Annotated in this window: 15 protein-coding genes; 3 read left to right on the top strand and 12 right to left on the bottom strand. The window is 61.4% G+C overall.

The window, feature by feature from the left end; translation table 11 throughout:
• Window positions 1-12: 12 nt before the first annotated feature.
• From ACYZUD_RS33040 to ACYZUD_RS33020, 5 genes are all read right to left on the bottom strand, one after another.
• Window positions 13-354 (bottom strand): ribonuclease E inhibitor RraB, encoded by a 342-nt coding sequence (locus ACYZUD_RS33040; RefSeq protein ID WP_150747017.1) that lies wholly within the window; start codon window positions 352-354, stop codon window positions 13-15.
• A 214-nt stretch (window positions 355-568) separates the two neighbouring features.
• Entirely contained in the window at window positions 569-802 is a 234-nt protein-coding gene (locus tag ACYZUD_RS33035) for a hypothetical protein (RefSeq protein WP_462021948.1), read from the bottom strand.
• Between the two features lie 160 nt (window positions 803-962).
• Entirely contained in the window at window positions 963-1,838 is an 876-nt protein-coding gene (gene speE, locus ACYZUD_RS33030) for a polyamine aminopropyltransferase (RefSeq protein ID WP_462021947.1), read from the bottom strand.
• Window positions 1,839-2,105: 267 nt separating this feature from the next.
• Window positions 2,106-2,297: a PLDc N-terminal domain-containing protein gene (locus tag ACYZUD_RS33025; RefSeq protein WP_008148797.1), complete on the bottom strand. Its 192-nt coding sequence runs from the start codon at window positions 2,295-2,297 to the stop codon at window positions 2,106-2,108.
• 70 nt (window positions 2,298-2,367) lie between these two features.
• On the bottom strand, window positions 2,368-2,898 hold the full coding sequence (locus tag ACYZUD_RS33020; protein ID WP_462021946.1) for a hypothetical protein: 531 nt from the start codon (window positions 2,896-2,898) through the stop codon (window positions 2,368-2,370).
• A 178-nt stretch (window positions 2,899-3,076) separates the two neighbouring features.
• Here ACYZUD_RS33020 and ACYZUD_RS33015 point away from each other — a divergent pair, with 178 nt between their 5' ends.
• Together ACYZUD_RS33015 and ACYZUD_RS33010 are read left to right on the top strand one after the other, a co-directional pair.
• Window positions 3,077-4,558: a methyl-accepting chemotaxis protein gene (locus ACYZUD_RS33015; RefSeq protein ID WP_462021945.1), complete on the top strand. Its 1,482-nt coding sequence runs from the start codon at window positions 3,077-3,079 to the stop codon at window positions 4,556-4,558.
• A gap of 231 nt (window positions 4,559-4,789) precedes the next feature.
• Window positions 4,790-5,155 (top strand): terminase, encoded by a 366-nt coding sequence (locus ACYZUD_RS33010; protein WP_462021944.1) that lies wholly within the window; start codon window positions 4,790-4,792, stop codon window positions 5,153-5,155.
• On the opposite strand, the gene ACYZUD_RS33005 is transcribed toward ACYZUD_RS33010, so the two are convergent.
• The 3 genes from ACYZUD_RS33005 to ACYZUD_RS32995 form a co-directional block, all read right to left on the bottom strand.
• The gene (locus tag ACYZUD_RS33005) at window positions 5,156-5,953 is read right to left on the bottom strand and encodes an acyl-CoA thioesterase (RefSeq protein ID WP_462021943.1); all 798 of its coding nucleotides are present in this window, start codon (window positions 5,951-5,953) and stop codon (window positions 5,156-5,158) included.
• 254 nt (window positions 5,954-6,207) lie between these two features.
• Window positions 6,208-6,975 (bottom strand): CHAD domain-containing protein, encoded by a 768-nt coding sequence (locus tag ACYZUD_RS33000; RefSeq protein WP_462021942.1) that lies wholly within the window; start codon window positions 6,973-6,975, stop codon window positions 6,208-6,210.
• Between the two features lie 46 nt (window positions 6,976-7,021).
• The gene (locus tag ACYZUD_RS32995) at window positions 7,022-7,300 is read right to left on the bottom strand and encodes a hypothetical protein (protein WP_010461623.1); all 279 of its coding nucleotides are present in this window, start codon (window positions 7,298-7,300) and stop codon (window positions 7,022-7,024) included.
• Between the two features lie 222 nt (window positions 7,301-7,522).
• Between ACYZUD_RS32995 and ACYZUD_RS32990 the strand changes: the two genes are divergently transcribed.
• Window positions 7,523-8,563 (top strand): patatin-like phospholipase family protein, encoded by a 1,041-nt coding sequence (locus ACYZUD_RS32990; RefSeq protein ID WP_462021941.1) that lies wholly within the window; start codon window positions 7,523-7,525, stop codon window positions 8,561-8,563.
• Between the two features lie 116 nt (window positions 8,564-8,679).
• Here the strand turns inward: ACYZUD_RS32990 and ACYZUD_RS32985 are convergent, their stop codons facing one another.
• The 4 genes from ACYZUD_RS32985 to kdpB all read right to left on the bottom strand — a co-directional run bounded on the left by ACYZUD_RS32985 (window position 8,680) and on the right by kdpB (window position 14,962).
• Window positions 8,680-9,378 carry a response regulator gene (locus ACYZUD_RS32985; RefSeq protein WP_462021940.1) on the bottom strand — a complete coding sequence of 233 codons (699 nt, stop codon included), beginning with the start codon at window positions 9,376-9,378 and terminating at the stop codon, window positions 8,680-8,682.
• Window positions 9,379-9,426: 48 nt separating this feature from the next.
• Window positions 9,427-12,078, bottom strand: a complete 2,652-nt coding sequence (locus ACYZUD_RS32980) for a DUF4118 domain-containing protein (protein ID WP_462021939.1) — start codon at window positions 12,076-12,078, stop codon at window positions 9,427-9,429.
• A 129-nt stretch (window positions 12,079-12,207) separates the two neighbouring features.
• Window positions 12,208-12,753, bottom strand: coding sequence for a potassium-transporting ATPase subunit KdpC (gene kdpC, locus ACYZUD_RS32975; protein ID WP_462021938.1), 546 nt, complete (start codon window positions 12,751-12,753; stop codon window positions 12,208-12,210).
• A gap of 142 nt (window positions 12,754-12,895) precedes the next feature.
• Complete coding sequence (gene kdpB, locus ACYZUD_RS32970; protein ID WP_462021937.1) at window positions 12,896-14,962, bottom strand: potassium-transporting ATPase subunit KdpB; 2,067 nt, start codon at window positions 14,960-14,962, stop codon at window positions 12,896-12,898.
• Window positions 14,963-14,966 lie beyond the last annotated feature (4 nt).

The following is a 14,966-nucleotide window of genomic DNA, read 5'->3' as shown; positions in this document are numbered from 1 at the left end:
CTGTTCATAGTGTTATGCGAGTCGCCCTCGTACCTCCTGCTTGACGCCCCATCCTTCGATGATGCCGCCCAAAGGCTCGACCACTGCCTCGAAGTCCTGCTCAAAATCGCCGATGCCGTCATAGGTGGCGTACATCACTTTACTCAGTTCCAGGTGCCACGCGCCGTCATCGCGCACGCTGATTTGTGCATTCAAGGATTCACCACAGTAATGCCCTGCCGCCCTGCGCGCCCGCTCCTCATCCGGGAAAATGGCGTAGAACTCGATGGGATGGAATCGTGAAAAGTCGAAACCGCCTTCTTTCATGCGGCGCAGCACGCTGCTGCTGATGTCTTCTTGATAGGCTGTGCTCATGAAACGTCCCCCTCAAATTGATGGATAGACTTTCCGTATTCCCGGCACTCACAACCGAATGATGCGAGCGATGCGACAACAACGTTGCCGGTGGGAAGCAAGCATGTAGCTGACAAGACCAGACCTTAGCGATCCGTTCGCTGATCTCGCTTGCAGAGTAGCCCCAAGTCAGAGCCGCTGCCAAGGCCTGGTTGTGAATGTGACAAGGTGAGTGTCAGACGGGAGTAATGCTGAGGATTTCGATGCTGTTCTGGGTCTTCAGGCTTTTGACGGTCGGATCATCGGCGCGCCCTTCCAGGTCATTGAGGTCCAGTTCGGCAGCGACAGGCAAGCGCCGGGCACGAATGAGTTTCGCGGCTTGCTCGTTGTTCGGGCACTCCTCGTTCTCGAACACCTCGTCCACTTGTTCGCCATGATCATCAATGAAAGTGACTTTCCACTTTTGCATCGGTGCCTCCTCGATAAAACCCGCGGATGGGCTTACCACTATCTCGACTTTTGGCCTGAGTGTTCGTTCAAACGGATTACGGCGTAGAAGCATGAAAAACGCAGATCCTGTGGGAGCGAGCCGGCTCGCTCCCACAAGGGGTTATGCGTACATCTTGAGTTTAGTCGTTGCTTGGCTTGTTCACTGCTTGCAGCACGTATTGCGGCAAGGCGAAGGCGCCGATGTGGATTTCCGGGTTGTAGTAGCGGGTGATGATGCCGCTGCCGGCGAAGCGCTGCTGCAAGGTTTCGCGGGAAAGCTTGCGATAGGCGGTATTGGTCGCGCCCCAGGCGAAGGTCATGGCGCCACCGATGTAGGTCGGCACGGCCGCCTGATAGAAGTGCCAGTCCGGAAACAGGCTGCGCAGGCGGCCCGCGGTGGTTTTGACTTCTTCGATCTGCATGAACGGCGTGCCGTTCTGCGTCACCAGAATGCCGCCTTCGTTCAGGCAGCGACGGCAGGCCTGGTAGAAGTTTTCCGAGAACAGCACTTCGCCCGGACCGATCGGGTCGGTGGAGTCGGAAATGATCACGTCGAACTTTTCGGTCGTGGTGGCGACGAAGCGCATGCCGTCGTCGATCACCAGGTTCAGGCGCGGATCATCGAACGCACCCTTGGAGTGGTTCGGCAGGAACTCCTTGCACATGTCGACCACGGTGCCGTCGATCTCGACCATCGTGATGTGCTCGACGCTGCGGTGCTTGGCCACTTCACGCAACATGCCGCCGTCGCCGCCGCCGATGATCAATACGCGCTTGGCGGTGCCGTGGGCGATGATCGGCACGTGGGTAAGCATCTCGTGGTAGATGAATTCGTCGGCTTCGGTGGTCTGGATCACGCCGTCCAGCGCCATGACACGGCCCATGCGCGGGTTTTCGAAGATCACCAGGTGCTGGTGTTCAGTACGCACTTCGTGCAGCAGTTTTTCCATGCGAAAACGCTGGCCGTAACCTTCGTAGAGGGTTTCCAGGTATTCGCTGGTTGGAATGTTGCTCATGGGAAGTGCTCCGATGAATGCGGGAGGCCACGGACGGTTACCCGCCCATGATGGCCAATCGATAGCCTCGATTGCCCGGGAAAGGCGCGCATTTTACGTCGCGGAAGATGACAGGTCGAACCGTCATCAGCTGGTAGATACACACAGAACATTGTGGGAGCGAGCCTGCTCGCGATGACGGCGCCGTGGCTTCTCTGACAGACCACGTTATCGTTCATCGCGAGCAGGCTCGCTCCCACATGGGTTGTGTCGACCTTCAGGGCGGAGTCAGATGCGTACGTTGCCCCGCGGCCCGGCGATGGCCCAGATGATCAGGCCCAGAACCGGCAGCAAGAGGATCAACAACACCCAGATGATTTTCATCCCGGTATCGGCGCCACTTTTCAGCACGTTGATGATTGCCCAGATGTCGAGGGCAAGAATAATCAGGCCAATCAGACCGTTGAACGTGGAACCCATGGTGACGCTCCCTAAGAGTGGTGTGCCCTCTTAGGATAGACGGCCATTGCGAGGGTTCCGTTTTATTCCATCAAACGTGGATCGCCACTTTCAGGGCTTCCAGGGACGGCGCGGCAGCGATGCCGACTTCGGCGCACAACTCGAGCACACGCGGCACGTCATTGCCGTAGACCAGCACCACTTGCAGTTCGTCATCGAGCAACTGGCTGAAGTTCATCAGCGTATAACCGCCGTTTTCCTTGTTCATGCTGCCCATCTGCACCTGAATGCGATTGAGCGCGGTCAGGGCTTCGGTCTTGGCCAGTTGTTTGGGTTTGATGTTGAAATCAACGCCCGGGCCGAACGAGGCGACGATCTGGGCGAACAGGTCCATGTAGGTGTCGGCCTGGAACAGCACAGTCTCCGGCAGACTGCCGACGACGACCCATTCGCCCAGAGGAATCGGGAAGGTTTCGTCGTAGTTGATGTCCGGATTAGCCGTCAGAAAAGCCTCTGGGTCGGCGTAGGCCTGGGCCGCTTCGTCAGCGACTTTCAGGATTTCGTCATCGCTCATGCACCCGGAGCTTATTTTGCTGATGAGTTCGACGAGTGCGGCTTTCATGGGGCGGAATCCTGTAGCGAGGGAATTTTGAAGGCGCGAAGGATAGCGCATTACGCCCGGCAATTCCTGTGCGGGCGCGTGGCCCGGAATGTTGACTCACATCAAGACCGGACGTTCTGGGTGGCGGCACAATGCTGGCACCTTGCCGAAACTGTTTCCGCTATCAGAGAAGACCTCCATGGGTGCCTGGCTTAGCAATATCTCGCTGAAATATAAATTCTGGGCGGTCAACGCCGTCGCCTTCGTCACCACCCTGTTGCTGGTGCTGTACGCCGTACAACTCGAACAACAGGCCCGCAGCCACGCCTACCAGGCGTCAGCCCAGGCCCAGGCCCGATTACTCGGCGCCTGGCCCGCCGGGCAACCGCTGCCGAAGGCCGATAACCTGCTGACGTCCGGTCGCGGGCAGGCGCCTTTACTGAACGGGCAGCCCGTCCTGGAACTGGCCGATGCCAACGGCTGGGTGGACATCAACTCCATGCCGTTGTTCGGCGAAAACCCGTTGATGGGTGCCGACGTGTTCACTCGCGCCGATGGACAGCAAGTCGCGGTGATCGCCTATGGCCCGAGCCTGAGCCAAGTGTTCGGCGAGCGTTTCGCCAATTACGCGGCGGCGGTGTTTATCCTGATGCTGGCGATGCTCGGGGCTTCGCAATTGCTGATCCGCTTTCTGCTCAGCCAACTCAATACACTGAAAGATGTGATGCTCCACGTCGAGAAAACCGGCGACCTGTCGGCCCGCGTCCCGCTGGCCTGTACCGACGAAGTCGGGCAGATGGCTAACGCCTTCAACGCGATGCAGGCCGGTTACCAGCGAGTGGTCAACACCGTCGCCAGCACCGCCCGGCAACTGGATGTCGGTGCCGCGCGGCTGGCGTCGAGCATGAATGACGTGCGTCACGGCATGCTCGGCCAGCAAAGCGAAACCGATCAGGCGGCCACGGCCATCAACGAAATGACCGCCACGGTCTATCACATCGCCCAACACGCCGGCGCTACCCGTGACCTCTCGCAAACCGCCGATACCCTGGCCGGCAGTGGGCAGGAAGTGGTCAGCCGCGTGCAAAAGTCGATTGCCGGGTTGTCCAGCGGGGTGCAGCAGACCGCCGAGATGATTCAGCGTCTGGCCGAGGACAGCCAGAAGATCAACGGCGTGGTCAATGTGATCCACAGCATCGCCGAGCAAACCAATCTGCTGGCGCTGAACGCAGCGATTGAAGCGGCGCGTGCCGGTGAAATGGGGCGTGGTTTTGCGGTCGTCGCCGATGAGGTGCGCAATCTGGCCAAGCGTGTGCAAACGTCCACTGACGAGATCACGACGATGGTTGCGGCATTGCAGGCCGGTACTCGGGACGCCGTAGACTTCATGCAGGAGAGCTCGTTCAAGGCTGACGATTGCGTACAACAGGCTCAAGAGGCCGGCGCGGCATTGGCAGAAATCACCAGTGCGGTGGCGCAGATGCGCGAAAGCAATACACAGATCGCGGTGGCGGCCGAGCAGCAGAGCCAGGTGGCGGAAGAGATGAATCGGGCGGTGGTGAGTATTCGCGACGTGACCGAGAACACGGTGCAGCAGACGGTGGATTCGGCGACGACCAGTAATGAACTGGCAGCGTTGGCCGGGGAGTTGAGCAAGGCGATCGGGCAGCTCAAGCTCTGAAGGACTTATCGCGAGCAGGCTCGCTCCCACAAGTAATCGTCATTGCTCCTACAATTTGGGTACGACACAGATCCATTGTGGGAGCGAGCCTGCTCACGATGGCGTCAGCCCCGGCAAACATCAATTCCGACCATGACCCCTATCACTTCGATAGCCAACCTTGATTCGCGGCCCGCAGGCGCCGCGCCTATTCTTTAATCATGTGTTCAACATGGATAGAGGATTAGCATCATGGGCAAACGTCACCCCAACCTTCCCGCCTGGCAGTGGCGAGCGTACCCGAACAATCACCAGCACCCGACCAATCTGGTGCTGCACCTGATTGCGGTGCCGCTGTTCATTGTCGGGTTTCTGCTGATTGTTTGCGGGGTGTTCAGCCTGAGTTTTGCGAACTTCGCGATTGGCATCATCGGCCTGCTCGCTGCGTTGGGCCTGCAACGCCATGGTCACAGCCTGGAGGCGCAAGCCTCCGAGCCGTTCAGTGATCGCAAAGATGCGGTATCACGCCTGTTAGTCGAGCAGTTCCTGACCTTCCCACGGTTTTTCCTCAGCGGCGGCTGGTGGCGCGCCTGGCGTGAGCGCCACCGTCGTCACTGATCAGGCGAAAATCGTCACGGTCTGCCGGCTCATCGCAATCAACTGACCGTCCGCGTTCCACAGCTTGGCGGCCGCATGACCGTAGCCGTCAGCGGCATGTTCGATTTCAACGAGGTATTTGCACCAGTCCAGCGTGCTCAGTTCGAGCAGTGGCTGGACGAATTCGATGGTCCAGGTCAGCGTGCTGCCCATCGCCGGTTTCTTCAGGTGCGGCAACAGGGCCGGTGGCCAGGCGTCCACCAGCGCCAGAATGTGCGACTCACTGACCGCCTCTTCCTTCACATCACCGCGCAAACGCACCCAACCGCCCATCTCGCGCGATGTATTGCCGGTGAACGGCAGACCGCCGACGCTCCAGCGCATCGCCAGATGACGCATGAATTCCGGGGTGATGCCCTTGATATAGGGCAGTTCCTGGCAGTCGTCCCAGTGCTTCATCTCGGGGGCCGGCGTTGCCGTTACCGCGACTTCGGACGGTCGCGAGGCGCCGAAGCTGCCCTGGATCAACGTGACCACTTGCCCGCGCTGCATCGCCCGGCCCAACACCTGGCTGACGGCCTTGCCTTCGCGCAACACATCGACCTCAAAACTGACCGGCACCTCGGGCTCGACCGGCCCGACGAAGGTGATTGCCAGCGAACGCACTGGACGATCTGTCGGGACTTTTGCGCGCATGGCTTCGTACTGCAAGGCGGCCACCAAACCACCGAAACTGGCACGCCCCTGAGCCCATTCGGCCGGGATAGACAGCTCCAGCGGCTGGCTGCGGACAGCGTCGAGCAGATCGGAAAAACGCATGGAAACCTCGGTGCGGGAAAAGGATGATGGGATCTTAACCAGCCCACGAGGATGGCACAGCGCTTATTCCGGCCAAAGAGGCTGACAGATAGGCCGGATACACATGACCCCTGTAGGAGCTGCCGAAGGCTGCGATCTTTTGATTTTCGGCGCAGCGAATGACGCTAAAGATCAAAAGATCGCAGCCTTCGGCAGCTCCTACACAGATCGGGTGCACCCCATTCCATAGGGTGTGCCCACTTTGTGTGGTGGCCTCAGGATTTGAAGCAGGCGGCGCTGAGTTTGTCGAGGACGCGGTCGGCGCGGCCTTCGGCCTTGGCCATGGTGACTTTCCAGACCGCGACGCAAGGTTGCAAATCGGCTTCCTGTTCGGCCCTGGCCAGCCATTGCCAGCAATCGTGCCAGTCGCCCAACGCACCCTGGGCCGCTTTCAGTCCGGGCAGGGCCGGCTTCGGCAAACGATCGAGTTCGGGGTAGGCCTCGATGCCATAGCGCACGCGTTTGATCAGCAGGCGCAGACGATGGCGATCATGGGCAGGATCATGCAGGGCCTTATCGAGTTTTTTCCATTGCTTGGCCAGACGCTTCTCGATGCGCTGGCGCAAGCCCTTGAGCAACCCCTGACGCTGGGAGGCCCGCAGAAAACGCGGAAAGGCGTCGAGGATCATCAGCAACTGCGCCAGCTCCGGGCTCACCGCTACCGCCGGATAAGCCTCGGCCATCTGCGCCATGCGCCGTTGCGCCGCCTCGGGTTGACCGTGCTGGAGCAAATACGCCGCCAGCACTTCGCGATCGCGCAGCGGCGTGGTCAGATCGCCGACCCGGGACGCCGCTGCTTCCAGCTGCTCGACACCGGGCAAGCCACGCAACGGTCGCAACAGGCTGCGCAAACGGCGAACCGTGGTGCGCAGGTCGTGCAACGCTTCAGGGTCGGTACGGGCACTCAAGCGTGCCTGACAGGCCAGCAAACGAACTTCCAGGCCCAGGACATGAGCCACTAACCGATCAACCAAGGCAGACATCGCTTGCTCCCTGAATCGAGTTTCCCTTATTGCGCTACATCATGCCTCAACGGCCAGCGCGAGACTCACGAATATAGAAGCGCGCCTTCTCGGCCTTCTTGGTGCAGCCTTCAAAGCCTTCGAATTGCTGCTGGGTCTTGGCCGCAGTCAACAGCGACAGGGCCTTGGAGTAGCTGACGGTGCCGGCGAAACCCTCGGCCTTGGCCAGGTCCAGTTCATGCCACGCGGCATCGAGCCCGCTACCACAGCTGTCACGGTAAGCGGTTTTGCCGGCACAACCGGCGAGCGCCAGCGCAATCAAAGGCACACAGATCCAGGCTTTCATTACTCACACCTCAAAGATAGGTAAACAATCGTGCAGTTAAGACGGTCTGGCGCGTGAAAAGTGCCTTGGTCCCGCCGCCGAAACTATAGCGCTCGCGAGAATACCCATCTGCCGCCATGGAGTGTCGAAAAAACGACGCCTTCTGCCCATCGGGCGACCATAGCGATTGAAGCGCGCCCCTCGATGGGCGCATTGTTGAACCTTGTCAGACGAGGGCGATTCATGAAAAAGCGTGTCGCACTGGTACTGGGCTCTGGTGGGGCCCGGGGCTATGCCCATATCGGGGTTATTGAAGAGATCGAACGGCGTGGCTACGACATCGCCTGCATCGCCGGTTGCTCCATGGGTGCCGTGGTTGGCGGGATCTACGCCGCCGGCAAACTCAATGATTATCGCGACTGGATCGAGAGCCTGGACTACCTCGACGTCTTGCGTCTGGTGGACGTCAGTTTTCGCCTCGGCGCGATTCGCGGGGAGAAGGTCTTCGGGCAGATCCGCAAGATCGTCGGCGAAATCAACATCGAAGACCTGCGCATCCCCTACACGGCGGTGGCCACCGACCTGACCAACCAACAGGAAATCTGGTTTCAGGAAGGCTGCCTGCATCAGGCCATGCGTGCCTCGGCGGCAATCCCCAGCCTATTCACGCCGGTGATGCAGGGCAATCGCATGCTGGTGGACGGCGGCATTCTCAACCCTTTGCCGATCGTGCCGGTGGTGTCGAGTCATTGCGACCTGATCATCGCGGTCAACCTCAACTCCACCAACCAGCGCCACTATCAATTGCCGGTGATCCAGCGCCCGGCGGCGTTCAAGACCCGCTTCGACAGCCTGATCAATTCGCTGGGTTCGAAATTGCCGTTCCGCCGCAAGCAGGCAGAACAATTGCTGCTGCTGGAACAGGAAGCGTTGATGGCAGAGGCTGCCGAGATCAACCCCTGGATCGAATCCGCCGAACCCGAAGCCCAGCAGCCGGCAGCCGCCCCTGAACGCGACGGCGCCCCGAAGTCCGCCACCGGCTCGTTCATCATCGACAACGTGGGACCGGCGTCCTTGCTGGACTTGATCAACCAGAGTTTCGAAGTGATGCAAACCTCATTGGCGCAATACAAGATCGCCGGTTATCCGCCGGATATTTTGATCAACGTGCCGAAGCGGGTGTGCCGTTTTTTCGAGTTTTACAAGGCGCCGGAGTTGATCGCGCTGGGGCGGGAGATTGCGCGGGATACGCTGGATCGGTATGAGAATGAGCGGGATTCCTGAGGTTCTCGATTGACTGCGGGGACCCCTATCGCGAGCAGGCTCGCTCCCACATTGGAATGCATTCCCCCTGTGGGAGCGAGCCTGCTCGCGATAGGGCCGGACCAGACGGCACAGAACTAAAGGCTACCCTCACTCAAAAGCCGATACCCAACGCCCGCCTCGGTCACGATAAACCTTGGCTGAGTCGGATCATCCGCCAGCTTCTGCCGTAGATGCCCGACCACAATCCGCAAATAGTGGCTGTCCTCAGTATGAGTCGGCCCCCAGATATCCTTGAGCAATTGCTGCTGGGTGATGACCCGCCCCGGATGCCGCGCCAGTTGCGCCAGCACCGCGTATTCCTTGCGGGTCAACGCCACCTCGACGCCATTGAGCAACACCCGGCGATACGCCAGGTCCACGGTCAACGGGCCGAAGGTCAGCGCCGCTTGCTGGGCCTCCCCTGCTGGCGCCTGCCGCAACAAGGCCCGCACCCGCGCCAGAAACTCCTGGATGCCGAACGGCTTGGTCACGTAGTCGTTGGCGCCACCGTCCAGCGCTTCGACTTTCTGCCCTTCGCTGGCGCGCACCGACAGCACCAGCACCGGCACCGTCGACCATTCGCGAAACTCACGCAGCACCTGCTGGCCGTCCATATCTGGCAAACCGAGGTCGAGCACCAGCAGGTCCGGTTTGTTCAGCGCCGCCTGCGCCAGGCCTTCGGTGCCAGTGCCGGCTTCCAGCACTTTGTAGCCCTGGGAAACGAGGCTGATGCGCAGGAACTTGCGGATCTGCGGTTCGTCGTCGATGACCAAAATGGTCGCGGTCTGGCTCATGAATTCACATCAACACAAAGAAGTGGCAAGAGAGTAGCGCAAGCGCGTTCAGGCTTCACTTTCGTACCCCGGTTGTTCCTGCAAGGGCAAGTGAAGGGTGATGCAGGTGCCGCGCCCCTCGATACCGTCGGCGACGCTGATCCGCCCGCCATGGGCACCGACCATGCCCTGACAGATCGCCAGCCCCAGCCCGGTCCCCTGCCCGCCACGATCACCGCGCGCGGCGGTGTAGAACATGTCGAAAATCTTCGCCCGCTCCTCTTCCGGAATCCCCGGTCCTTCATCGCTCACCGAGAAAAACAGCTCGCTGTCGTTCGCCCCGGCGCGCAATTGCAGGCGACCGTGGGGCGGTGAAAATCGCGCGGCGTTTTCCAGCACGTTGACCAGTGCCTGTTCGATCAATGCGGCGTGGACGTAGAGCAACGGCAACTCCGGCGGCACCTCGGTCGTCACCTGCAACGGCGCCAGCACCGCGCGCAGGCGATTGAGCGAACTGCCGACGATGTCGGCCGGTGACACCCAGTCCCGCGCCAGCTTCAGGGCACCGTGACCGAGGCGGGTCATGTCCAGCAGGTTTTGAATGTAGCGATCGAGCCGTTCGGCTTCATCGCGGGTGCCTTCGAGCAGTTCGCGGCGATCCTCCAGCGGGATCGCTTCACCGAGCGCCAACAGGCTGTCGATGCTGCCACGCATAGACGTCAGCGGCGTGCGCAGATCGTGGGACACCGAGGCCAGCAAGGCGCTGCGCAGTTGCTCGGTTTCACCGTGCAGCCGCGCCGCTTCCAGGTCTTCGGCCAGCTGCGCACGGGCCAGCGCCTGGGCCAGCGGCTGGCTCAACGCGGTCAATAAGCGTCGACGTTGACCACTCAAGGTCTGGCCTTCTTTGGCGCACACGCCGAGCAATGCGAGCGGCCCGTCTTCCACTGACAACGGCCACCACCACCAACGCCCGAACGGCAGCGTGCCGGTGCCCGCGCCCGCCGGTTGATCGTGTTGCCAGGCCCAGTCGGCGGCGGCGCGTTCGGCCTCGGTAAAGTCCAGAGGACCACCGGTTTCAACTTTCCAGCCAGCCTGCCCGTCGCGGTTGAGCAGGCACAGTTGCAGATCGCTCCAGCCATTGAGGTGTTGAGCTGCGGCGCTGACCACGGCCTGACGGTCGGTGGCGGCGGTGAGTTTGCGAGACAGATCGAGCAGTTCGGTGGTCTCTTCCTGGGTGTCGCGCAATGCCTGCAATTGCCGCCGTTGCCGCGCCGCGAGGTTACCGGTGAGCGCCGCCATCAGCAGAAAGAACAGCAACGTCAGCACGTCTTCTTCGCGCTGGATGCTGAAGGAGAAATTCGGCGGAATGAACAGAAAGTCATAAGTCAGGAACGACAACGCCGCACAGGCCAGCGCCGGACCGAGACTGCTGCGCACCGCCACCAACAATACGGCGGCGAGGAACACCAGGGATATATTCGGCAATGGCAAAGCACTCGCCACTGCCCAGGCCAATGCACTGGCCAAAACCGTCGCCACAACCGCCAGGGCGTAGTCGAACCACACCAGCGATTGCGCCGAGCGCTGGCGCGGCTGATGCTGTTCGAGCTCACTGTCGAGGACGTTGATTTCCAGTCCGCGGGCATTGCGCAGCAAGCGTGACGCCAGGCCCCCGCCAAACAAGCGGCGACGCAAACTCTGTCGGGACTGTCCGACCAGCACCAGGCTGGCGCGGCGTTCGGCGGCGTGCTGGATCAGCGTCTTGGCGACTTCGCCGGCCCGCAGCAACACCACTTCGCCGCCCAGACGCTCGGCCAGTTGCTGGGCACTTTGCAGGCGCAGGCGCGATTGCTCGTCGCGCACGCCACCGTTGTCCACGTGCACCAGGCTCCACGGTAAATGGCGGCGCTGGGCGACACGACTGGCGTGACGCACCAGACGCTCGGCCTGCGCATCACCATCGACGCCGACCAACAAGCGACCACGCACAGCCGGTGCAGCCTGACCGAGCTGGCGATAACCCTGGGCCAGATCGTTATCGACCTGGGCCGCGGCGGTTTGCATCGCCAGTTCACGCAGGGCGGTGAGGTTGGTCTGAGTGAAGAATGCATCGATGGCCGCCCGCGCCTGCTCCGGCACGTAGACCTTGCCGTCACGCAGACGCTCGAGCAGTTCGCGCGGCGGCAGGTCGATCAGCAGCAGTTCGTAGGCTTCTTGCAGCACCCAGTCCGGCAGGGTTTCGCGAACCTGCACGCCGGTGATGCCGCGTACCTGGTCGTTGAGGCTTTCCAGGTGCTGGACGTTGACCGTGGTGAACACGTCAATGCCGGCGGCGAGCAATTCCTGGATATCTTGCCAGCGCTTGGCGTGACGACTGCCGGGGGCGTTGCTGTGGGCCAGTTCATCCACCAGCACCAGTTTCGGTTTGGCCGCGAGCAAACCGTCGAGGTCCATTTCTTCGAGCTTCACGCCACGGTATTCCGAGCGCACCAGAGGCTGCTGCGGCAAGCCGCCGAGCAGCGCTTCGGTTTCGGCGCGGCCATGGGTTTCCACCACGCCGGCGATGACTTTCACGCCTTGGCGCAGTTGAGTGTGGGCCGCTTGCAGCATGGCGAAGGTCTTGCCAACACCGGGGGCGGCGCCGAGGAAGACCTTGAGTCGGCCACGGCCATCCCGGGGCAGGTCTGCTAACAGCGCGTCGGCGCGGCCGGAGTCACTCATCTGTCATTGCCTTGTTCGTCTTGGGATTGGGTGTTGCCTTTAAAAGATCGCAGCCTGCGGCAGCGCCTACAGAAATCGCGGAGTCCATCCGGTAAATGTAGGAGCTGGCGAAGCCTGCGATCTTTTGATCTACAGCTTTTCCAGCGCCGCATTCAACTCCAGCACATTTACCACCGGCGGGCCAACGAGCGGTTGTTCTATGTGCGCATTCAGCAGTTGTTGAAGCGTAGACACCGGCAGATTACGCGCCGCCGCAACACGCGCCAGTTGATAGGCAATCGCGGCCGGTGGCAAGTGTGGATCGAGGCCGCTGCCAGAGGTGGTCACTAACGCCAATGGCACCGGACCCTGGCCCGGCACCAGCAGTTTGTTCGCATCGTCAATCACCCGCGTGGCCAACGCCGGGTTGCTCGGCGAGAAGTTGCTGGCGCCGCTCGACACGGTGGCGAAAGCACCGGCCGAGGGGCGTGGATGGAACCAGGCGTCACCGACGAAATCCTGGGCAATCAGCGATGAACCACGAACCTTGCCGCCGGCATCGCGCACCAGGCTGCCGTTGGCCTGATCCGGGAACGCGACCTGGGCGACACCGGTCACCACCAACGGGTAAGCAACGCCGGTGATCAGGGTCATCAGGACCAGCAGGCTCAGGGCCGGACGTATCATTGTGGACATTTCAAAATCCTCGAATTCGGATAACAAATACAGTGTTCAGTCAGGTGCACCGTGTTGTGTTCTTCGCGAGCAGGCTCGCTCCCACAGGGGGAACGCGGTGCCTTTCGCGAAGGCGGTGTATCTGTCACACCGCCTCACAGGCTCAAACCAGATGCAACGTCGTCAACAGCATGTCGATCGCCTTGATGCCCACGAACGGCACCAGAATCCCGCCCACCCCGTAGATCAGCAGATTGCGACGCAGCAACGCTGCTGCACTCGCCGCCTGCACCCGCACACCGCGCAATGCCAGTGGAATCAACACCACGATGATCAAGGCGTTGAACACGATCGCCGACAGAATCGCGCTCTGTGGACTGCTCAAGTGCATGACGTTGAGCACACCCAATTGCGGGTAGATCGAGGCGAACAACGCGGGCAGGATGGCGAAATACTTGGCCACGTCGTTGGCGATGGAAAACGTCGTCAGTGCACCGCGGGTCACCAGCAATTCCTTGCCGATCTGCACCACGTCCAGCAACTTGGTCGGGTCGCTGTCGAGGTCGACCATGTTGGCTGCTTCGCGCGCCGCTTGCGTGCCGTCGTTCATCGCCATGCCGACGTCGGCCTGCGCCAATGCCGGGGCATCGTTGGCACCGTCGCCGCACATCGCGACAAGACGACCGTCGTTTTGCTCGTGGCGAATGCGCGCCAGTTTTTTCTCCGGCGTGGCTTCGGCCAGCACGTCATCGACGCCCGCCTCGGCCGCAATCGCCGCCGCGGTCAGCGGGTTGTCGCCGGTCACCATGACGGTGCGGATGCCCAGCTTGCGCAGCTCGGCAAAACGTTCGCGGATACCGGGCTTGACCACGTCCTTGAGGTGAATCGCACCGAGCAATTTACCGTCGGCGCAGACCAGCAACGGTGTACCACCACTTTGGGCGATTTTGTCGATTTCACGGGACAAGGTCGGTGCGAGATCGGCGCGTTTCAGGCCGACGAAAGCCAGCAGCGAATCCACCGCGCCTTTGCGATACACACGACCTTGATAGTCGACACCGGACAAGCGGGTTTCGGCACTGAACGGCACGGCTGTCATCAGCTCGGTGGACGGCTCAGGCTGTGGATGAATACCGCGCAGGTACTCGACGATGGACTTGCCTTCAGCGGTGTCATCGGCCAGCGAAGCGAACAAAGCGCCCTCGGCCAGTTCCTTGCTGCTCACGCCCGGTGCCGCATAGACCGCGGTGCAACGACGGTTACCGAAGGTGATGGTGCCGGTCTTGTCCAGCAGCAGGACGTGCACATCCCCCGCCGCTTCCACGGCGCGACCGGATTTGGCGATCACGTTCAGGCGCACCAGACGGTCCATCCCGGCGATACCGATGGCCGACAGCAGGCCGCCGATAGTGGTCGGAATCAGCGTGACCAATAACGCCACCAGGAACACCAGCGGCAGACTGCCGTTGGCGAAGTGGGCGAACGGTTGCAGGGTGACAACCACCAGCAGAAAGATCAGCGTCAGGCCAATCAGCAGAATGTCGAGCGCCACTTCGTTCGGAGTCTTCTGGCGCTTGGCGCCTTCGACCAGCGCGATCATGCGGTCCAGGGTCGACTCGCCGGGGTTGGCGGTGATGCGCACCAACAGCCAGTCGGACACCAGGCGAGTGTTGCCAGTGACGGCCGAACGGTCGCCCCCGGACTCACGGATCACCGGCGCGGATTCACCGGTAATCGCCGCTTCGTTGACCGCTGCGATGCCTTCGATCACTTCGCCGTCACCGGGGATCATTTCCCCGGCTTCAACACGCACCACATCGCCCTTGCGCAGGCTGGTCGCCGGCACCACCTGGAAGGTGCCATTGCTGGTTTTGCGGCGGGCACTCAAGCCTTCGCTGCCGGCCTTGAGGCTGTCGGCGCGAGCCTTGCCGCGACCTTCGGCCAAGGCTTCGGCGAAGTTGGCGAACAACACGGTGAACCACAGCCACAACGCGATTTGCGCGGCGACGAAAGTCGGCACGGCGCTGTCGGGAATGAAGCACAGCACGGTGGTCAGGACGGCGGTCAGTTCGACCACCAGCATCACCGGCGCACGCTGCAATTGCCGTGGGTCGAGCTTGACGAAGGCTTGCACCAGCGCCGGGCGCCAGAGGGCCGAGATCGCGGTTTTCGGTTGCTCGGCCGATTTGGCTGGCACCGATTGTTTTGAGGCAGGAACGTGCATATTCATGATG

It is taken from the genome of Pseudomonas sp. XS1P51 (assembly GCF_054897845.1).
This window is presented reverse-complemented; position numbering and strand designations above follow the sequence as displayed.